This window comes from Pseudomonas sp. B21-019, from assembly GCF_024749225.1.
GTDB lineage: Bacteria > Pseudomonadota > Gammaproteobacteria > Pseudomonadales > Pseudomonadaceae > Aquipseudomonas.
In genome coordinates, this window is the sequence record NZ_CP087193.1 from 5,392,574 (window position 1) to 5,412,760 (window position 20,187).

Genomic DNA, 20,187 nt, shown 5'->3' on the forward strand with positions numbered 1-20,187 from the left:
GGCCGGGATGTACATCTATCGCTTGGTCCTGCTCCTGGTAGTGGGGATTTATCTGTTCTCCCCGGCCATCATGGATTGGTGGATCGACGCCACTGGCGCCTGGTATCGCCCTTATTTGCTCTGGCTGATTCTGATCGTCGTGACCTTCATCCTGCAGAGCCAAAAAGATGCCGATGAGCTTTAGCCTGACCCAGATGATCCTGATCAGCGCCGCGTACCTGGCGGTGCTGTTCGGTGTGGCCTGGATCAGTGAACGGGGGATGATCCCCCGGGCGATCATTCGCCACCCGCTGACGTACACCCTGTCGCTGGGCGTTTATGCCAGTGCCTGGGCGTTTTACGGCACAGTGGGCCTGGCCTATCAGTACGGCTACGGTTTTCTGTCCAGCTACCTCGGGGTTTCCGGGGCGTTTCTGCTGGCGCCGGTGCTTTTGTACCCGATCCTGAAGATCACCCGCACTTACCAACTCTCGTCGCTGGCCGACCTGTTCGCGTTCCGTTTCCGCAGCACCTGGGCCGGCGCGTTGACGACAATTTTCATGCTGGTCGGCGTGCTGCCGTTGCTGGCATTGCAGATTCAGGCGGTGGCCGACTCCATCGGCATCCTCACCCGTGAGCCAGTTCAGCATCGCGTGGCCCTGAGTTTCTGCGCGCTGATTACGCTGTTCACGATTTTCTTCGGCTCGCGCCACATCGCCACCCGCGAGAAACATGAAGGCCTGGTGTTCGCGATTGCCTTCGAGTCGGTGATCAAGCTGATCGCGATTGGTGGCGTCGGCCTGTATGCGCTGTATGGCGTGTTCGACGGCCCGCAACAGCTGGAACTGTGGCTGCTGCAAAACCAGACCGCCCTCGCCGCCCTGCACACGCCTCTGCAGGAAGGCCCATGGCGCACGCTGCTGCTGGTGTTCTTCGCCTCGGCGATCGTCATGCCGCACATGTACCACATGACCTTTACCGAAAACCTCAACCCGCGCTCTCTGGTCAGTGCGAGCTGGGGCTTACCGCTGTTCCTGCTGCTGATGAGCCTGGCAGTGCCGCTGATTCTCTGGGCCGGGCTGAAACTCGGCGCCACCACCAATCCGGAATATTTCACCCTGGGCATCGGCATCGCCGCCAATAGCAAAGCCCTGGCGCTGTTGGCGTATGTCGGTGGATTGTCGGCGGCCAGCGGGCTGATCATCGTCACTACGCTGGCGCTGTCCGGGATGGCGCTGAACCACCTGGTGCTGCCGCTCTATCAGCCGCCGGCCGAAGGCAATATCTACCGCTGGCTGAAATGGACCCGCCGGGCACTGATCGTCGCGATCATCATGGCCGGCTACGGTTTCTACCTGATGCTGGGCGCGGAACAGGACCTGGCCAACCTCGGCATCGTCGCCTTCGTCGCCACGTTGCAGTTCCTGCCGGGAGTGTTGTCGGTGCTGTACTGGCCGACCGCCAACCGTCGCGGCTTCATCGCAGGCCTCCTGGCGGGGATTCTGGTGTGGCTGGTGACCATGCTGTTGCCGCTGGTCGGCAATCTGCAAGGCTTCTACATTCCGTTGCTGAACATGATTTACGTGCTGGACGACACCAGCTGGCACATGGCGGCAATTGCCTCGCTGGCCGCCAACGTGCTGATGTTCACCCTGATTTCACTGTTCACCAACGCCAGCCCCGAAGAGGCCAGCGCCGCCGAAGCCTGCGCGGTGGACAACGTTCGCCGCCCGCAACGCCGCGAACTGCATGCCGCCTCGCCTCAGGAATTCGCCACGCAACTGGCCAAACCGCTGGGTGCCAAGGCCGCGCAGAAAGAAGTCGAACAAGCACTGCGTGACCTTTATCTGCCGTTCGACGAACGCCGGCCTTACGCCTTGCGTCGTTTGCGTGACCGTATCGAAGCCAACCTCTCCGGCCTGATGGGCCCGAGCGTGGCGCAGGACATGGTCGAAACCTTCCTGCCCTATAAGGCCGGCGGCGAAAACTACGTCACCGAAGACATCCATTTCATCGAAAGTCGCCTCGAGGACTACCACTCGCGCCTCACCGGCCTTGCCGCCGAACTCGATGCCCTGCGCCGCTACCACCGCCAAACCCTGCAGGAACTGCCGATGGGCGTGTGTTCGCTAGCCAAGGATCAGGAAATCCTCATGTGGAACAAAGCCATGGAGGAGCTGACCGGGATTGCCGCGCAGCGCGTGGTCGGTTCGCGCCTGAGTACCATTGCCGATCCATGGAAAGAGCTGCTGCAAGGCTTCATCAATCTGCCGGACGAACACTTGCACAAGCAGCACCTGGCCCTCGATGGCCAGACCCGCTGGCTGAACCTGCACAAAGCGGCAATCGACGAACCGCTGGCACCGGGTAACAGCGGCCTGGTGCTGCTGGTGGAAGACCTGACCGAAACCCAGATGCTCGAAGACAAACTGGTGCACTCCGAGCGTCTGGCCAGCATCGGCCGACTGGCGGCCGGCGTGGCCCATGAAATCGGCAACCCGATCACCGGCATTGCCTGTCTCGCGCAAAACCTGCGCGAAGAACGTGAAGAAGACTCCGAACTCACGGAAATCAGCGGGCAGATCCTCGAGCAGACCAAACGCGTGTCACGCATCGTTCAGTCGCTGATGAGCTTCGCCCACGCGGGCGCTCATCAGCACAGCGACGAGCCCGTTTGTCTGGCGGAAGTGGCCCAGGATGCCATCGGCCTGCTGGCCTTGAACCGGCGCAATTTCGAAGTACAGTTCTACAACCTGTGCGACCCCGATCACTGGGTCGAAGGCGACCCGCAGCGGCTCGCCCAGGTATTGATCAATCTGCTCTCAAACGCCCGTGACGCCTCGCCTCCGGGCAGCGCAGTGCGCGTCAAGAGCGAAGCCGGCGAACACACGGTCGATCTGATCGTCGAAGACGAAGGCAGCGGTATTCCCTCGAGCATCATGGACCGACTGTTCGAACCCTTCTTCACCACCAAGGATCCTGGCGAAGGCACCGGTCTGGGCCTTGCACTGGTCTATTCCATCGTTGAAGAGCATTATGGACAAATCACCATCGACAGCCCGGCTGATGTTCAAAGCCAACGCGGCACCCGTATCCGGGTGACCTTACCGCGTCATGTCGAAGCGACGTCCGCTGTGAACTGAGACCGTCGAGAGTATCGAATCAATGCCGCACATTTTGATCGTCGAAGACGAAACAATTATCCGCTCCGCCTTGCGCCGTCTGCTGGAACGTAACCAGTACCAGGTCAGTGAAGCCGGATCCGTGCAGGAAGCACAAGAGCGTTTCAGCATTCCCACGTTTGACCTGATCGTCAGTGACCTGCGCCTGCCGGGCGCGCCGGGTACCGAGTTGATCAAACTCGGCCAGGGCACTCCGGTGCTGATCATGACCAGTTACGCCAGCCTGCGTTCGGCCGTCGACTCCATGAAAATGGGCGCGGTGGACTACATCGCCAAGCCTTTCGATCACGACGAGATGCTCCAGGCCGTCGCGCGAATCCTGCGTGACCGGCAATCGGCGCAAGCCAGCGGTGAGCCGGTCGTCGGCAAAGCGTCCAATGGTGCCGCAGCCAAAAGCGGTGTCGACAACAGCAACGGCGAAATTGGCATCATCGGCTCTTGCCCGCCGATGCAGGACCTGTACAGCAAAATCCGTAAAGTCGCGCCGACCGATTCCAATGTCCTGATCCAGGGCGAATCCGGTACTGGTAAAGAACTGGTAGCACGTGCCCTGCACAACCTGTCCAAACGCGCCAAGGCACCGATGATTTCGGTGAACTGCGCAGCCATCCCGGAAAGCCTGATCGAGTCCGAACTGTTCGGCCACGAAAAAGGCGCGTTCACCGGCGCCAGCGCCGGGCGTGCCGGGTTGGTGGAAGCGGCGGACGGCGGCACCTTGTTCCTCGATGAAATCGGTGAACTGCCACTGGAAGCCCAGGCCCGCCTGTTGCGCGTATTGCAGGAAGGTGAAATCCGCCGGGTTGGCTCGGTCCAGTCGCAGAAGGTCGATGTACGCCTGATCGCCGCGACCCACCGGGACCTCAAGAGCCTGGCGAAGATCGGCCAGTTCCGTGAAGACTTGTATTACCGCCTCCACGTGATCGCCCTGAAACTGCCGGCCCTGCGCGAGCGCGGTGCGGACGTCAATGAAATTGCCAATGCCTTCCTGGCGCGGCAGAGCGCGCGGGTCAACCGCACCGATCTGAAATTCGCCCTGGATGCCGAGCAAGCAATTCGGCATTACTCCTGGCCGGGTAACGTTCGCGAACTGGAAAACGCGGTCGAGCGCGCGGTGATTCTGTGCGAGAGCCCGGAGATTTCCGCCGAGCTGCTGGGCATCGACATCGAACTCAGCGATCTGGAAGACGACGATTTCATCGGCCTCGCGCCCCAGCAGGGCAACAGCGCCGGTAACACCAGCCACGAACCGACCGAAGATCTGTCCCTGGAAGACTACTTCCAGCACTTCGTACTCGAGCATCAGGACCACATGACCGAAACCGAACTGGCCCGCAAACTCGGGGTCAGTCGCAAATGCTTGTGGGAACGCCGTCAGCGCCTGGGCATCCCGCGGCGCAAGACCGGGGTGGCCAGCGAGAGCTGAACCGCGCCTGTCGGATGCGCGGGTAACACGTGACATTGTGGAAAAACTGTTACCTCAGCTTTTTCACGTAACAGAAGCCGGGGCTTACGGTAACGAAGCCCCGGTTTTTTTTGGCCTCGGAAAGCCCAATTAGCCCGCCTAACCCCTTGTTTTATTGGACTTCACAAAAGTTGGCACGCACCCTGCTATATGTTCAGTACAAGAACAATAACAAGTAATGCACAAGACAATAAAAATAAGACGAATCGACTCACGCACAATAAAAACAAGACGGCGAGAGGCGTAGCTAACTGATTCTTTTGGAGAGGCGTTGCATTTGGGGTTTGCCCCGCAACCAGGCCGAGAATAATAAAAAACTGTCTTAAGACAGTGCCTGAACTGGTTGGATCACACGATCATAGCAACACAGCGACCAAAGCAATCCGTTTGCTCTTGGCTCCCGATTGGGAGGGTCATGAAGGAAAACTTCATGGCGAGGGCGCTCAACAAAAACAAGAAGCCCGAAACCAATAATAAAAATAGAGCACGCAACTACTTCTGGGGGAGCTTCGGCTCCCCTTGTGGTTTCTGCCGTTTGGCATTCTCTGTCTGTAGCAGCTGCCGAGCAGCGCGAGTCTGCGTTCGACTGCGCAGCAGTCGCAAATACGGGCAACCGGTTCCTACTGACACACCGCAATCTCTGGTTTTACGACGGCTTCGCCGCCGAACGCAGCCTCGCGCTGCTCGGCAGCTGCTACAAAACCGCCCCTTTCAAGACATTCCCCTTCAAGCGCTTGCGCAGCTTCCTACACCATCCCCCGACTAAATGCTAGAATCCCGGCCCATCATGCGGTCATTCTTCGTTATGGCCGAACATTCCTTCAAACAGTGCATCCCATGCTGAAGAAGCTGTTCCAGTCATTCCGTTCTCCCCTGCGTCGTACGCAACACATCCGCAGCACGCCTGAAGTGCTCAATAGCGGCCAACATTCGCTGCAAAAGGCGCAATTCAGCCGTTACGCGGTCAACATCGTCGAACGCTTGCAGAACGCCGGTTACCAGGCTTACCTGGTCGGCGGCTGTGTGCGTGACATGCTGCTCGGCATCACGCCGAAAGATTTCGACGTCGCCACCAGTGCCACCCCTGAACAGGTACGGGCCGAATTCCGCAACGCGCGGATCATCGGTCGTCGCTTCAAACTGGTGCATATCCACTTTGGCCGCGAAATCATCGAAGTCGCGACCTTCCGCGCCAATCACCCGCAAAACGACGAGGACGAAGACAGCAACCAGTCTTCCCGCAACGAAAGCGGGCGCATTCTGCGCGATAACGTCTACGGCACCCTGGAAGAAGACGCGCAACGCCGCGACTTCACCATCAACGCCTTGTATTACGATCCGGTCAGCGAGCGCATTCTCGACTACGCCAATGGCGTACACGACATCCGCAATCACCTGATCCGCCTGATCGGCGATCCGAAGCAGCGCTACCAGGAAGACCCGGTGCGGATGCTGCGGGCCGTGCGTTTCGCCGCCAAGCTGAATTTCGGTATCGAGAAGCACAGCGCCCTGCCGATCCGCGATCTGGCACCGATGCTGCGCGAGATTCCATCAGCCCGTCTATTCGAAGAAGTGCTCAAGCTGTTCCTCTCCGGCCACGCCGCGGACACCTTCGAGATGCTGGTCGACCTGCAGCTGTTCGATCCGCTGTTCCCGGCCAGTGCCGAGGCGCTGGAATACAACCCGACGTACACCCACACGCTGATCAGTGAAGCACTGATCAACACGGACTTGCGGATCAAGCAGAACAAACCGGTCACCCCGGCGTTCCTGTTCGCCGCCCTGCTCTGGCCTGCCCTGCCGGCCCGCGTACTGCGCCTGCAAGAACGTGGCATGCCGCCGATTCCGGCGATGCAGGAAGCGGCGCACGAGTTGATTGCCGAACAGTGCCAGCGTATTGCGATTCCGAAACGCTTCACCATGCCGATCCGCGAGATCTGGGACATGCAAGAGCGTCTGCCGCGCCGCAGCGGCAAGCGTGCCGACCTGTTGCTGGACAACCCGCGGTTCCGTGCCGGTTACGACTTCCTGCTGCTGCGCGAAAGCGCTGGCGAACAAACTGATGGCCTGGGCGAATGGTGGACCGACTATCAGGACGCCAACGACAGCGAACGTCGGGACATGATCCGCGAACTCAGCGGCAAGGACGACGGCAGTGGTGCTCCGCGCAAACGTCGCCGCAGTGGCGGAGCCAAACGCAAACGCGCTGCCGGCGCCTCGAGCACGACAGGCGAATAAGCCATGGAACGCATCTACATCGGCATGGGCAGCAATCTGGCTGACCCTGCCGAACAGTTGCGCAGCGCTGTCGAGGCCTTGGCACGCTTGCCGCAGACCGAACTGGTCGGTGTTTCCGGGTTTTATCAAAGCGACTCGCTGCTGCCCGGCCAACCGCGTTATACCAACGCGGTCGCCGCTCTCGACAGCCGCCTCGCGCCGCTGGAGCTGCTCGATGCCCTGCAAGCCATCGAGAACGGACAAGGCCGCCAGCGCCTTGAACGCTGGGGCCCACGCACGCTGGATCTGGACATCGTGTTGTTCGGCGATCGACTGATCGACGAACCGCGCCTCAAAGTCCCTCACTATCACCTGCAGGAACGAGCCTTTGTGCTCTATCCGCTGGCCGAACTGGCACCGGCTGACTTGCGCCTGGCTGACGGCCGCACCCTCGCAGAATTACTCGCCGCCTGCCCGTTCGTCGGCCTGGAACGCCTCCCGGCAGCCTGAGTTGCCGCCAAAAGATCGCAGCCTTCGGCAGCTCCTACATACATCAGTAGGAGCTGCCGAAGGCTGCGATCTTTTGACGAGACAAGCCCATCGCTAATCTGCTGAATCGCATCAGTAACGTCGGTAACACCCCACACGTAACAATGCGGTAACACATGCAATTGACTTCCCGGGTTCTCCTCACGACTATAGGCGTCCCGCTGCCGCCAACGCGGCGCTAAAGGGCGCAGTCCAGGCCTTACAAGCACCACGAAAGAGGGTGCGCCTGTATAAATGACGAATCACGCGCGTTACTCGCAGTAGTTTTCATAGCGCCTGTAATGAGGATTTTTTTCATGCCAGCCATCACCCTGACCACGCTCCAGAGCCTCAAGCAGGCAGGTGAAAAGATCACCATGCTGACCTGCTATGACGCGACCTTCGCCCACGCCTGCAATGAGGCCGGGGTTGAAGTGCTGCTGGTGGGCGACTCCCTCGGCATGGTCTTGCAAGGTCACGACAGCACCCTGCCGGTGACCACTGCTGAAATGGCCTACCATGTGGCAGCCGTCAAACGCGGCAACACCGATGCCCTGATCCTCGCCGACCTGCCCTTCATGGCCTACGCCACCATTGAACAAACCATGACCAACAGCGCGCTGTTGATGCAGGCCGGTGCGCACATGGTCAAGGTTGAAGGGGCATTGTGGCTCGCGGACTCGATCCGTCTGCTGGCCGAACGCGGCATCCCGGTGTGCGCGCACATGGGGCTGACACCGCAATCGGTCAACATCCTCGGCGGCTATAAAGTCCAGGGCCGCAATGAGAACCAGGCACGGCAGATGCGTGCCGACGCGATTTCCCTGGAACAGGCCGGCGCGGCCATGCTGCTGCTCGAATGCGTACCGAGCGAACTGGCCGAAGAAATCAGCCAGGCGGTGAAGATCCCGGTGATTGGCATTGGCGCCGGCAGTGGCACCGACGGTCAGGTCCTGGTTCTGCACGACATGCTGGGCTTGTCCATGACCGGCCGCGTGCCAAAGTTCGTGAAGAACTTCATGACCGGCCAAACCAGCATTCAAGCCGCCTTGAGCGCTTACGTCACTGAAGTCAAAGCGGCGACTTTCCCTGGCATCGAACACGGATTCTCTGCATGAACACCGTAAAAACCGTACGCGAACTGCGGGCCGCGGTGGCCCGCGCCCGTAGCGAAGGCAAGCGCATCGGCTTTGTGCCGACCATGGGCAACCTGCACAGCGGGCATATCGCGCTGATTACCAAAGCCAGCCAACGGGTGGATTTCGTGGTCGCGAGCATTTTCGTCAACCCGCTGCAATTCGGCGCTGGCGAAGACCTCGACAAATACCCGCGGACCCTGGCCGCCGATCAGGAGAAACTGCTCCAGGCCGGTTGCCATCTGCTGTTTGCCCCAACCGTCGAAGAAATGTACCCCGACGGCATGGCCGGCCAGACCCGCGTCAGCGTTCCGCAACTGTCTGAAGGTCTGTGCGGTGCCAGCCGTCCGGGGCATTTCGAAGGGGTGGCGACGGTAGTCAGCAAACTGTTCAACATGGTCCAGCCGGACCTGGCGATCTTTGGCCAGAAAGACTTCCAGCAACTGGCGGTGATTCGCGCCCTGGTGCACGACCTGAACATGCCGATCCAGATCATCGGCGAACCGACCGTACGGGCCGCCGACGGTCTGGCGTTGTCGTCACGCAATGGTTTCCTCAGCGAAGAACAGCGGGCCATCGCACCAGAGGTCTATCGCACACTGACCCGGATCAGCGACGCGATCAAACAGGGCGAGCGCGATTACCCGACGCTGATCAACGAGCAGATCAAGCAACTGGAAGCCGCTGGCCTGCGTCCGGATTACCTGGAAATTCGCCATGCGCTGACCTTGCGTCCGGCGACAGCGCAAGATCGGGATCTGGTGATTCTGGCGGCGGCGTTCCTCGGCACGACGCGGTTGATCGACAACCTGCATCTGAACCTCGACACACCCGCATAAACACTGCAAAACCCTGTGGCGAGGGGGCTTGCCCCCGTTGGGCTGCGAAGCAGCCCCAAAATCTCTGATATATCAAAGATCCTGTGAGTGCTATGCACTCAAACGGGGGCAAGCCCCCTCGCCACAGGCCCGCTCCCACATTAGATCTGCGTCGTTTCCAGACTGTATTGCCGCCCACAAAGCCTTCGGGCAAACTGCCCCCCGTTCGATTCCGACCCGGGGAAACACTCATGCACGCCATCATGCTCAAGGCCAAGCTGCATCGCGCCGAAGTCACCCATGCTGTACTCGATTACGAAGGCTCTTGCGCCATCGACGGCGAATGGCTGGACCTGTCCGGCATCCGTGAGTACGAACAGATCCAGATCTACAACGTCGACAACGGCGAACGCTTCACCACCTACGCGATTCGTGGCGAAGAAGGTTCGCGCATGATCTCGGTCAACGGTGCCGCGGCCCACAAGGCCAAGGTCGGCGACCGCGTGATCATCTGCGCTTACGCTCACTACAGCGAAGCCGAGCTGCTCAACTTCAAGCCGCGCATGCTCTACATGGCGCCGGGTAACGAACTGAGCCACACCAGCAATGCCATTCCAGTTCAGGTCGCCTGACCGAACCGCCCCCCTGCCAGCTTTCCGTTTGTCGGACCGCTCCTGGTTAAATGTTAAAAAAGTACCGGGAGCAGGTCAGACAAAGTCAAGACAGATTGCAGCGCGAGGTTTACTGTATTCGCCCTGCGCCAGAAATCGTGTCGACGCAGTTGACCGGACGCCCACCCACAGCGCTCCGGGATTTTTAGTGTTCAAAAGGCCGTTCAAGTAAAAGGAAAACCGCAGCGATGGCGTATTACCGCACTCCTCACGACGTTACCGCTCTGCCCGCTTGGCAAGCGCTGAATGACCACCGCCAAGCCATGCAGGATTTCAGCATGCGCGAAGCCTTTAATGCCGATCCGCAGCGTTTTAATCAATTCACCCTCAGCAGCTGCGGCCTGTTTCTCGACTACTCGAAGAACCTGATCAACGCCGAGACCCGCAATCTGCTGGTGGGCCTGGCCAACGAAGTCGACCTCAAGGGCGCGATCAAAGCGCTGTTCTCGGGCGAAATCGTCAACGCTTCCGAAGGACGCCCGGCCCTGCACACCGCACTGCGCCGCCCGGTGGGCGACAAGCTGTCGGTCAACGGCGTCAACGTGATGCCCGACGTACACAAAGTGCTGAACCAGATCACCGATCTCGTGGGCCGTATCCACGACGGTCTGTGGCGCGGTTACACCGAGAAGCCGATCACCGACGTTGTGAACATCGGCATCGGTGGCTCGTTCCTCGGCCCCGAGCTGGTGTCCGAAGCGCTGCTGTCCTACGCCCAGAAAGGCGTGCGCTGCCATTACCTGGCGAACATCGACGGCAGTGAATTCCACGAACTGACCATGAAGCTGCGCGCCGAGACCACGCTGTTCATCGTCTCGTCGAAATCCTTCAACACCCTCGAAACCCTGAAAAACGCCCAGGCCGCCCGCGCCTGGTACCTGGCTCAGGGCGGTTCGGAAGCCGAGCTGTACCGTCACTTCATCGCCGTTTCCAGCAACAACGCGGCGGCCGTTGCGTTCGGTATTCGCGAAGAGAACATCTTCCCGATGTGGGACTGGGTCGGCGGCCGTTACTCGCTGTGGTCGGCCATCGGTTTGCCGATTGCCCTGGCCATCGGCATGTCGAACTTCAAGGAACTGCTGTCCGGTGCCTACACCATGGACCAGCATTTCCAGAGCGCGCCATTCGAACAGAACATGCCGGTACTGCTGGCGTTGCTCGGCGTCTGGTATGGCAACTTCTGGGGCGCGCAGAGCCACGCGATCCTGCCGTACGACCACTACCTGCGCAACATCACCAAGCACTTGCAACAGCTGGACATGGAATCCAACGGCAAGAGCGTGCGCCAGGACGGCACGCCAGTGTCCACCGATACCGGCCCGGTAATCTGGGGCGGCGTCGGTTGCAACGGTCAGCATGCTTACCACCAGTTGCTGCACCAGGGCACCCAACTGATCCCGGCCGACTTCATCGTGCCGATCGTCAGTTTCAACCCGGTGTCCGACCACCACCAGTGGCTGTACGCCAACTGCCTGTCGCAAAGCCAGGCATTGATGCTCGGCAAGACCCGCACCGAGGCTGAAGCCGAGCTGCGTGACAAGGGTATGGCCGAGGATGAAGTGCAAAAACTGGCCGCGCACAAGGTGATCCCGGGCAACCGTCCGAGCAACACCTTGGTGCTCGAACGTATCAGCCCGCGGCGTCTTGGCGCACTGGTCGCGTTGTACGAACACAAAGTCTTCGTGCAAAGCGTGGTCTGGGGCATCAATGCCTTCGACCAGTGGGGCGTGGAGTTGGGTAAAGAGCTGGGCAAAGGCGTCTACAACCGCCTGGTCGGCAGCGAAGAAACCCCGGCCGACGATGCTTCCACCCAAGGCCTGATCAACTACTTCCGCGGTCGTCACCGCGGGTGATAGGCTGAAGGGGCGGTTTACCCGCCCCTTCAACTTGCAGCACCGACAGTTCCACGGCACCGGGTTTACTGCAAAATCGGTGGCGTGCGCTATTACTGTGTAGGAGCTGCCGAAGGCTGCGATCTTTTGATCTTGTTTTTACAACCAGGATCAAAAGATCGCAGCCTTCGGCAGCTCCTACACGGGGTCGCGCAGCTCCCCTCTTGTCGCAAAACAAGAATAAGGAACCGTCATGTTCGATATCAGCACGTTCCCCAAAGCCGATGCCGTCCGCCGGGCTGCACAGTTGAGTCAGGACGACTATAAGCGCCTGTACCGTGAATCCATTGAACACCCCAGCACCTTCTGGGCCGAACAGGCCACACGGTTCCTCGACTGGAGCACGCCGTGGCAGACCGTTCAGCGGTACGACCTGAAAACCGGTGACGCAAGCTGGTTTGCCGGCGGAAAGTTAAACGTCAGTTACAACTGCATCGATCGTCATCTGGAAAAGCGTGGCGATCAAACCGCGATCATCTGGGAAGGCGATGACCCCGCCGAATCCATCCAGATCACCTACAAAAAACTCCATCACAACGTCTGTCGACTGGCCAACGTGCTCAAAAGTCGTGGCGTGAAGAAAGGCGACCGCGTGTGCATCTACATGCCGATGATCCCCGAAGCTGCCTACGCCATGCTCGCCTGTGCGCGGATCGGCGCGATTCATTCGGTGGTGTTCGGCGGATTCTCCCCAGACTCACTGCGTGACCGGATCCTCGACGCCGACTGCCGCACCGTAATCACCGCCGATGAAGGCGTGCGCGGCGGTAAATTCGTGCCGCTCAAACAGAACGTCGACAAGGCCCTGCAAAGTTGCCCGCACGTCAGCAGCGTGATCGTGGTCGAGCACACCCAAAACCAGGTGAATTGGGTTGAAGACCGCGACCTCTGGTATCACCAGGCCCTGCGCGATGTCGGTGACGATTGCCCGCCAGAGCCGATGGACGCCGAGGACCCGCTGTTCATCCTCTACACCTCCGGCAGCACCGGTAAACCCAAAGGCGTGCTGCACACCACTGGCGGCTACCTGCTGCAAGCGGCGATGACCTTCAAATACGTGCTCGACTATCGCGACGGTGAAGTCTTCTGGTGCACCGCCGATGTCGGCTGGGTCACCGGCCACAGCTACATTGTCTACGGGCCGCTGGCCAACGGCGCGACCACGCTGATCTTCGAAGGCGTACCGAGCTACCCCAGCACCTCGCGCTTCTGGCAGGTGATCGACAAGCACCACGTGAACATCTTCTACACCGCCCCGACCGCCCTGCGCGCGTTGATGCGTGAAGGTCCCGGGCCGTTGAAGGAAACGTCCCGCGAGAGCCTGCGCTTACTCGGCACTGTCGGCGAGCCGATTAACCCGGAAGCCTGGGAGTGGTATTTCAATACGGTCGGCGAGCAACGCTGCCCGATTGTCGATACCTGGTGGCAGACCGAAACCGGCGGCATCATGCTCAGCCCGCTGGTCAGCACCCAACGGATCAAACCCGGTTGCGCCACCCAACCGATGTTCGGCGTGCAACCGGTGTTGCTCGATGAGCACGGCAAGGAAATCAAAGGCGCCGGCAGCGGCGTGCTGGCCATCAAGTCCAGCTGGCCAGCGCAGATCCGTAGCGTCTACGGCGATCCGAAACGGATGGTCGAAACCTACTTCAAGCCCTACCCCGGCTACTACTTCACCGGCGATGGCGCACGCCGCGATGAGGATGGCGATTACTGGATCACCGGGCGCATCGACGACGTGATCAACGTCTCCGGGCACCGCATCGGCACCGCCGAAGTGGAGAGCGCGCTGGTGCTGCACGACAGCATCGCCGAGGCCGCCGTGGTCGGTTACCCCCATGACATCAAAGGCCAGGGCATCTACGCCTTCGTCACCCCCATGAACGGCATCGACCCCAACGACGATCTGAAGAAAGAACTGCTGGCCCATGTCAGCCTGGAAATCGGCAGCTTCGCCAAACCGGACTTGATCCAGTGGGCCCCGGCCCTGCCGAAAACCCGTTCGGGCAAAATCATGCGACGGATCCTGCGCAAGATCGCCTGCAACGAACTGGACAGCCTCGGCGACACCTCGACCCTCGCCGACCCGAGCGTGGTGCAAGGGCTGATTGATCAACGCCTGAACCAATAATGTTGCGCGCGGCCACCGGCCGCGCTGTGAGGCTTATTGTGGCGAGGGGGCTTGCCCCCGTTGGGCAGCGAAGCGGCCCAAAAAACTTGGCGCTCCCTCGAATTTTTGCCAGTGCTGCGCACTGGAACGGGGGCAAGCCCCCTCGCCACAGTGTTAAACTCCCGCGCCCTCAATACCCTCCAGCAAGGCGCCCAGCATGTCTTCCTTGAATCAGGCGCTGTGCGCCGCCCTTGATCGTCGCCAGGACCTGCTCGCCGAGCTGCATCAGCAAGGCACCGATTGCTATCGCCTGTTCCACGGCAGCCAGGAAGGTGCCGGCGGTTTGACCATCGACCGCTACGGCCCACAACTGTTGGTGCAAAGCTTTCATCAGTCACTGGAGCGCGACGCCCTGCTGCAATTGCACGAGATCGTCAATCAACAGCTGGGCCTCGATACCCTGCTGGTGTACAACGACCGTTCTCGCGGCAACTCGCGCATCGACCGCGAAGACACCGTCTACCGCGCGGACGAAGCAGCCCTGCAAGATTTGATCGGCCACGAATGGGGGCTGAATTATCGGGTTCGCGGGCGCCATGCCGGCCAGGATCCGTTGCTGTTTCTCGACCTGCGCAATGCCCGCGGCTGGGTCAAGGCGCACAGCAAAAACAAAAGTGTGCTGAACCTGTTTGCCTACACCTGTGGCGTCGGTCTCTGCGCTGCGGCCGGTGGTGCCAGCGAGGTGTGCAACCTGGACTTTGCCGAAGGCAACCTGGCGGTCGGCCGCGAGAACGGTCTACTCAACCCGCATTTGCCGACCATGGAATTTATCCAGTCCGATTACTTCCCGGCGATTCGTCAATTGGCCGGCCTGCCGATCAGCCAGCGTCGCGGGCAGAAACTGCCAAGCTATCAACGTCTGGAGCAGCGTCAGTACGATCTGGTGCTGCTCGATCCACCGGCCTGGGCCAAGAGTGCTTTCGGCACGGTCGACCTGCTGCGCGACTACCAGAGCCTGCTCAAACCGGCGCTGCTGACCACTGCTGATAATGGCGTGTTGATCTGCTGCAACAACCTGGCGAAGGTCAGCATGGACGATTGGCGCGAGCAAGTGCTGCGCTGCGCAGAGAAGGCCGGGCGCCCGGTGCGTGAGTGGACAGCGCTGACACCGGGCAGCGACTTTCCGTCGATGGATCAACAACCGCCGCTGAAAACGCTGATCCTGCAGCTCTGAAAATCCACACCCATTATCAGACAAATCCTATAAAGCGTGATTGCTTCGGAACCGCAAACGCATGCCATACTCCAAGGCACTCCGATTCCGACAGATGAAGCCACACATGCCCAAAGGATTGATCCGCGCTATCGGCGCCCTGTTAACAGCCCTGGCCCTTTACAGCCTGCTGGGGTTTCTGATTTTGCCGGGCATCGCGTTGCGGGTTGCCAACCAGCAATTGGCCAACTACGCCACGACGCCCGCGACGATTTCGCGGATCGAACTCAACCCGTTCAGCCTTGAAGTAACCCTTTGGGGCCTGATCATCGGCGAGCCGGGCAAGGAACAAGTGGGCTTCGAACGCCTGTACGCCAACCTGCAGATCGACAGCCTGTGGACCAAGGCGCTGCATCTGTCCGATATCGAACTGGACAAACCCAAGACCGAAATACTCTTCGGCAAGGACGGCCAGCTCAATCTTCTCGGGCTGTTCAAAATCCCCGCCAGCGAACCGACCCCGGTCGACCCGAACGCCAAACCCTTCCCGCTGCGCGTGGAGCGGATCAAACTGGCCGGCGGCTACGTGCACTTCGAAGATGCCCGGCCCAGCGAGCCCATCGAGTTCCTCTACGACAAACTCGATTTCGAGCTGAAGAACCTCAGCACCCTGCCCGACGACAACGCCGACATGACCCTGGTCGCGGTCGGCCCCGCCGGCGGGCAGATCGACTGGACCGGCAATTTCAGCCTGAGCCCGATCGCCTCTGAAGGTAAGCTGAAAATCACCGATGGCAAGATGAAATCCTTCTGGCCCTACGTGCGCGATGCAGTGCCACTGGTCCTGGAAAACGGTGTCCTGAACTTGAGCACCGACTACAAACTCAATCTGAACAAAGGCACCGAACTGCTGCTGGACAACGTCGCCGTCAGCGTTGCGCCTTTCGCCATCAAGGCGCCGGACGGCCGACCGCTGGCGAAGCTCGAACGTCTGGACATCAGCGACACCACCGTGGACCTGGCCAAGCAACAAGTGGTGGTCGGCAAGATCCGCAGCCAGAAACTGGAAACCTGGGCAGCCCTCGAAGCCGATGGGCAACTCGATTGGCAAAAACTGTTCGCCAGCCAGCCGTCCAAACAGGCGGCCAAAGCCAACGCCGAACCCACCAGCACACCCGCGGCAGCCGATTCACCGAAGCCCGAACCGACTGCGCCGAGCAAGCCCTGGCAGGTGCTGCTCAAAGACGTGCAACTGCGTAATTATCAGGTGCACCTGGCCGACCGCAAGGCACAACCCGCCGTAGCGCTGGAGCTCGGCCCGCTGAACCTGGACCTGCAGAATTTCGACAGCCTCAATGGCTCCCCTTTCAACCTCAAGCTCGACACGGGCGTGGGCAAGCAAGGCAAGATCATGGCGGACGGCACGGTCAATCTGGCCCCGATCAGCGCCAAACTGAACGTGCAGACCAGGGATATCGACCTGCGCGTCGCCCAGTCCTACATCAATCCGTTCATTCGCCTCGAACTGCGTAGCGGCATGCTGGGCAGTGATCTGGCGGTCGACTTGAAAAGCACCGAGCCGCTGGCGTTCAGCGTCACAGGTAAAGCCCAGATCGACCAGTTGCATACCCTCGACACTCTGAAAACCCGTGACTTCCTCAAGTGGCAACAGGTGGCGCTCGAAGGCCTGAACTATCAGCACGGCGACAGCCTGTCGATCGACAAGGTCAATCTGTTCCAGCCCTATGCGCGCTTCATGATCAACGATGACCGCACCACCAACATCGATGACCTGCTGATCCCGCAACCGGCCGACTCCGGCGCCAAGACCGCCGCCGCCAAACCGGCAACCGGAAGCGAAAAACCACTGGGCATCCACATTGGCAGCATCGCCATCAATGACGGTTCGGCAAACTTCGCCGACTTCAGCCTGACGCCGAACTTCGCCACCGCCGTCCAACAACTGAACGGCAACATCGGCACCATCGACAGCCGCCACGTAAAACCGGCCAACGTCGACGTCAAAGGCAAGGTCGACCGCTATGCGCCGGTGACCATCAAGGGCTCGGTCAACCCGTTCGACCCGATGGCCAGCCTGGACATCGCCACCAGTTTCAAACGGGTGGAACTGACGACCCTGACGCCCTACTCCGGCAAGTTCGCCGGCTACCGCATCCGCAAGGGCCGGCTCAATCTGGATCTGCATTACAAGATCACCAACGGTCAGCTCCTGGCCGAAAACAAATTGGTGGTCGAGCAGCTGCAACTGGGTGAAAAAGTCGACAGTCCGGATGCAGTAAGCCTGCCGCTGAAACTGGCGATTGCCTTGCTCAAGGATGTCGACGGCAAGATTTCCATCGAATTGCCGGTGAGCGGCGACCTGAACAACCCGCAGTTCAGCATCATGCCGATCATCTGGCAGACCCTGCGCAATCTGATCGTGAAGGCGGCCGCGGCGCCGTTCAAAATGATTGGCGGGCTGGTCAGCGGCGGTGGTTCAGAGGACTTGGGCACTGTGGCGTTTGCACCAGGTTCGAGTGACTTGAGCAAGGAAGCCGAAGCAACACTGATCAAACTGTCCCAGGCGCTCAAGGAGCGTCCGGCCCTGCGCCTGGAAATCGAAGGCACTGCCGCCAAGAGCAGCGACGGCCCGCTGCTCGCCGAGCAACGCCTGGAACGGGAATACCAGTACAACTACTACAAAATGCTCCAGCGCCGCGGCGACAAGGTGCCGGCCCAGGCCTCCATGCTGGAAGTGCCGGAAAGCGAGAAAGGCCCGCTGCTCGAAGGAATCTACCGCACACGCCTCAAGATCCAGCCGCCCGCGGAATGGAAGGATTTGGGCAAGGAAGAACGCAGCAAAAAAATGCGTGAAAGCGTGATCGGTTTCTGGAGCTCCAGCGAGGTTCTGTTGCGTCAGCTGGGCCAGGAACGGGCCAGCAGTATCAAGGACTACCTGGTGGACAAAGGGCAGTTGGCCGATGACCGCGTGTACTTCATCGACGCCAACCTCGGCGAGGCCGAAAGTGATGGCCGCGTGGTGACGGCCTTGCATCTGGATGCCGAGTGATGGGCGCGCAATGGCTTGTGAGCCTGGCCCTGGTATTGGCTGCCGGCCAAGCCGCGGCGGCCGATACCCTGCGCTGCGGCAGTCAATTGATCAGCGTCGGGGACAGGTCCAGCGAAGTGCTGCAAAAATGCGGAGAGCCCGTCGCCCGCGACCTGCTTGGCTACAAGCGCAGCGCCAATCGACGGGAAGAGTTTCAGGTCGAGGAATGGACCTACGGGCCCAACAGCGGGATGTACCAGTACCTGCGCTTTGAAGGAAACCGGTTGGTTCAAATCACCAGCAAACGCGGTAACTGAACCCACTACAAACCAATGTGTGGCGAGGGGGCTTGCCCCCGTTGGGGTGCGGAGCGCCCCTGAAACCCGTCACTGCGATCTTGAATGGGAAAGCGGTAACCGGTTTACGATTGCTTCGCAATCGAACGGGGGCAAGCCCCCTCGCCACAAAGGCTTGCTCCCACAGTTTTTTGCGTTGCTCCCAATAGAACAGGCCCCCGACACGAATGTCGGGGGCCTGTAACGGCCACGTCCATATGGCCTTTCGCATGAACTCTCAAAAAGCGACAGACGTATGACCTGGCCCGCCTGCCGCATCTTCTCCCGGTCCAGGCGAGAAGCCTTGCCTTACTCGGCTTTCAGGCCGTCAGCGGACACCGCTTTGACGCCTTTGATTTTCTTGGCAATGGCCACGGCGGTGGTTTTCTGAGCTTCAGTCACCGCAACAGTGGACGACAGCGACACGACACCTTTGTTGGTTTCGACTTTGATGTCGGTGCCAGGGATGCCTTTTTCAGTCACCAGGTCTGCTTTGACTTTGGTCGTGATCCAGGTATCGGAAGTAGCTTCCTTGGCTTTGGTCACTTCACCGGCGGCCAGCGTCATGGGAGCCTGGGTGGTTTGGGTGGTCTGTGCAAATGCAGCGTTGACCATCGTCAGGGTCAGCGCGGTAGCAGTAGCGGCAGCGATAGCGAACTTCTTCATACGAGTAACTCCTGTTCTTCTGGAAAGTCTGCTGCGTGTCGTCTTGTCAGCAGGGTTACCAGAGAGAGTGCGAACGCTGTGCCAACTAGCGACCTAAAAATAAATACCTATAAATCAACAACTTAATAAAAATGACAACTTTCGAAATCATGCAAAATGCATGAGTGCGACATTATCTACATGCAAGTTGCGGGTTTTAGCGTAGGCCTAAGGGCATGAATTGTCGGGGGTTTTCGTGATCATCCGAATCGCCCCCCGCCCAAATGACCAACAAAAATGCCCCGCGTCGTGAGAAGCGGGGCATTGTTTATGCCGGGTGGTATGGATCAGGTGCCGGTGCAGCCTTTAGGTGCGTACTCTTGTAGAGCCGTGGTGGCGCATGTCCAGCCACCGGCGAGGGTACGCGAAAGCGTAATGGTTTTGCTGAGCACAGGCCCTGGAGCATTGAGGATCGTGCAGGCAATAGTGCCCACACCGGTAGCGGTGGTACCCGATGCCGTAATCGTGCAGTTACCTGTAGTCGCCGTACCGCCGATCAAAGCGAGGGTAGGATCGGTACCCTGATTCATAATGTCTTCGAAAGGCACCTTCAGTGCCGAGATTTCCGCAAGCGCAGCGGTGACCTTCGCCCGTGATTGGTACTTCGAATACTGCGGCAACGCAAACGTCGCCAGAATCCCGATGATCGCCACCACGATCAGCAGTTCGATCAGGGTAAAACCATTTTGATTTTTCATAGACAGGCTCCATGCATGAGTCGAAATCTCATGATCTGTACAGGGTACAGCACAGGTCATGCCAAGTCGTATGCGCCCCTGCAGACTGGGCTCGGGATCACGACAAAGACCTTTCCTACCCCCAGGATCCGCACTTTCTGACACTTTTTGTCACCTCACCTCGGCTGGTTTGGTTCCACTGCTTGACTAGGC

At 59.9% G+C, this 20,187-nt stretch carries 15 protein-coding genes; 13 read left to right on the forward strand and 2 right to left on the reverse strand.

Annotation, left to right across the window (positions count from 1 at the left end):
* Positions 1-7: 7 nt before the first annotated feature.
* The 13 genes from LOY36_RS24175 to LOY36_RS24235 all read left to right on the forward strand — a co-directional run bounded on the left by LOY36_RS24175 (position 8) and on the right by LOY36_RS24235 (position 18,574).
* Positions 8-184: a hypothetical protein gene (locus tag LOY36_RS24175; RefSeq protein ID WP_003176118.1), complete on the forward strand. Its 177-nt coding sequence runs from the start codon at positions 8-10 to the stop codon at positions 182-184.
* Entirely contained in the window at positions 168-3,122 is a 2,955-nt protein-coding gene (locus tag LOY36_RS24180; protein ID WP_258671179.1) for a sensor histidine kinase, read from the forward strand. The genes LOY36_RS24175 and LOY36_RS24180 overlap by 17 nt, the downstream gene beginning before the upstream one ends.
* A gap of 22 nt (positions 3,123-3,144) precedes the next feature.
* Positions 3,145-4,584 carry a sigma-54 dependent transcriptional regulator gene (locus LOY36_RS24185; protein WP_019582860.1) on the forward strand — a complete coding sequence of 480 codons (1,440 nt, stop codon included), beginning with the start codon at positions 3,145-3,147 and terminating at the stop codon, positions 4,582-4,584.
* 876 nt (positions 4,585-5,460) lie between these two features.
* A complete protein-coding gene (locus tag LOY36_RS24190; protein WP_018930200.1) occupies positions 5,461-6,861 on the forward strand; it encodes a polynucleotide adenylyltransferase PcnB in 1,401 nt (466 codons plus the stop codon).
* A 3-nt stretch (positions 6,862-6,864) separates the two neighbouring features.
* A complete protein-coding gene (folK, locus tag LOY36_RS24195; RefSeq protein WP_019650997.1) occupies positions 6,865-7,350 on the forward strand; it encodes a 2-amino-4-hydroxy-6-hydroxymethyldihydropteridine diphosphokinase in 486 nt (161 codons plus the stop codon).
* 335 nt (positions 7,351-7,685) lie between these two features.
* Positions 7,686-8,486, forward strand: coding sequence for a 3-methyl-2-oxobutanoate hydroxymethyltransferase (gene panB, locus LOY36_RS24200; protein WP_019650996.1), 801 nt, complete (start codon positions 7,686-7,688; stop codon positions 8,484-8,486).
* Positions 8,483-9,343, forward strand: coding sequence for a pantoate--beta-alanine ligase (gene panC / locus LOY36_RS24205; protein ID WP_258671180.1), 861 nt, complete (start codon positions 8,483-8,485; stop codon positions 9,341-9,343). Before panB ends, panC begins: the two co-directional genes overlap by 4 nt.
* A gap of 230 nt (positions 9,344-9,573) precedes the next feature.
* Positions 9,574-9,954 carry an aspartate 1-decarboxylase gene (gene panD, locus LOY36_RS24210; protein ID WP_003228271.1) on the forward strand — a complete coding sequence of 127 codons (381 nt, stop codon included), beginning with the start codon at positions 9,574-9,576 and terminating at the stop codon, positions 9,952-9,954.
* A gap of 227 nt (positions 9,955-10,181) precedes the next feature.
* On the forward strand, positions 10,182-11,846 hold the full coding sequence (pgi, locus tag LOY36_RS24215; protein ID WP_018930196.1) for a glucose-6-phosphate isomerase: 1,665 nt from the start codon (positions 10,182-10,184) through the stop codon (positions 11,844-11,846).
* 232 nt (positions 11,847-12,078) lie between these two features.
* A complete protein-coding gene (gene acs, locus LOY36_RS24220) occupies positions 12,079-14,016 on the forward strand; it encodes an acetate--CoA ligase (protein WP_258671181.1) in 1,938 nt (645 codons plus the stop codon).
* A gap of 196 nt (positions 14,017-14,212) precedes the next feature.
* The gene (locus LOY36_RS24225; RefSeq protein WP_258671182.1) at positions 14,213-15,229 is read left to right on the forward strand and encodes a class I SAM-dependent rRNA methyltransferase; all 1,017 of its coding nucleotides are present in this window, start codon (positions 14,213-14,215) and stop codon (positions 15,227-15,229) included.
* Positions 15,230-15,323: 94 nt separating this feature from the next.
* Positions 15,324-18,278: a DUF748 domain-containing protein gene (locus LOY36_RS24230; protein ID WP_258671183.1), complete on the forward strand. Its 2,955-nt coding sequence runs from the start codon at positions 15,324-15,326 to the stop codon at positions 18,276-18,278.
* The gene (locus tag LOY36_RS24235; RefSeq protein WP_007938996.1) at positions 18,278-18,574 is read left to right on the forward strand and encodes a DUF2845 domain-containing protein; all 297 of its coding nucleotides are present in this window, start codon (positions 18,278-18,280) and stop codon (positions 18,572-18,574) included. Before LOY36_RS24230 ends, LOY36_RS24235 begins: the two co-directional genes overlap by 1 nt.
* Before the next feature lie 327 nt (positions 18,575-18,901).
* On the opposite strand, the gene LOY36_RS24240 is transcribed toward LOY36_RS24235, so the two are convergent.
* Positions 18,902-19,258, reverse strand: coding sequence for a BON domain-containing protein (locus LOY36_RS24240; protein ID WP_019650991.1), 357 nt, complete (start codon positions 19,256-19,258; stop codon positions 18,902-18,904).
* A 326-nt stretch (positions 19,259-19,584) separates the two neighbouring features.
* Positions 19,585-19,995: a pilin gene (locus LOY36_RS24245; protein ID WP_019650990.1), complete on the reverse strand. Its 411-nt coding sequence runs from the start codon at positions 19,993-19,995 to the stop codon at positions 19,585-19,587.
* Positions 19,996-20,187: the final 192 nt, after the last annotated feature.

Bases quoted from the DNA above. Each gene is read 5' to 3' on its own strand.
- LOY36_RS24175 (WP_003176118.1), top strand. From the start codon at position 8: ATGTACATCTATCGCTTGGTCCTGCTCCTGGTAGTGGGGATTTATCTG.
- LOY36_RS24180 (WP_258671179.1), top strand. From the start codon at position 168: ATGCCGATGAGCTTTAGCCTGACCCAGATGATCCTGATCAGCGCCGCG.
- LOY36_RS24185 (WP_019582860.1), top strand. From the start codon at position 3,145: ATGCCGCACATTTTGATCGTCGAAGACGAAACAATTATCCGCTCCGCC.
- LOY36_RS24190 (WP_018930200.1), top strand. From the start codon at position 5,461: ATGCTGAAGAAGCTGTTCCAGTCATTCCGTTCTCCCCTGCGTCGTACG.
- folK (WP_019650997.1), top strand. From the start codon at position 6,865: ATGGAACGCATCTACATCGGCATGGGCAGCAATCTGGCTGACCCTGCC.
- panB (WP_019650996.1), top strand. From the start codon at position 7,686: ATGCCAGCCATCACCCTGACCACGCTCCAGAGCCTCAAGCAGGCAGGT.
- panC (WP_258671180.1), top strand. From the start codon at position 8,483: ATGAACACCGTAAAAACCGTACGCGAACTGCGGGCCGCGGTGGCCCGC.
- panD (WP_003228271.1), top strand. From the start codon at position 9,574: ATGCACGCCATCATGCTCAAGGCCAAGCTGCATCGCGCCGAAGTCACC.
- pgi (WP_018930196.1), top strand. From the start codon at position 10,182: ATGGCGTATTACCGCACTCCTCACGACGTTACCGCTCTGCCCGCTTGG.
- acs (WP_258671181.1), top strand. From the start codon at position 12,079: ATGTTCGATATCAGCACGTTCCCCAAAGCCGATGCCGTCCGCCGGGCT.
- LOY36_RS24225 (WP_258671182.1), top strand. From the start codon at position 14,213: ATGTCTTCCTTGAATCAGGCGCTGTGCGCCGCCCTTGATCGTCGCCAG.
- LOY36_RS24230 (WP_258671183.1), top strand. From the start codon at position 15,324: ATGAAGCCACACATGCCCAAAGGATTGATCCGCGCTATCGGCGCCCTG.
- LOY36_RS24235 (WP_007938996.1), top strand. From the start codon at position 18,278: ATGGGCGCGCAATGGCTTGTGAGCCTGGCCCTGGTATTGGCTGCCGGC.
- LOY36_RS24240 (WP_019650991.1), bottom strand. From the start codon at position 19,258: ATGAAGAAGTTCGCTATCGCTGCCGCTACTGCTACCGCGCTGACCCTG.
- LOY36_RS24245 (WP_019650990.1), bottom strand. From the start codon at position 19,995: ATGAAAAATCAAAATGGTTTTACCCTGATCGAACTGCTGATCGTGGTG.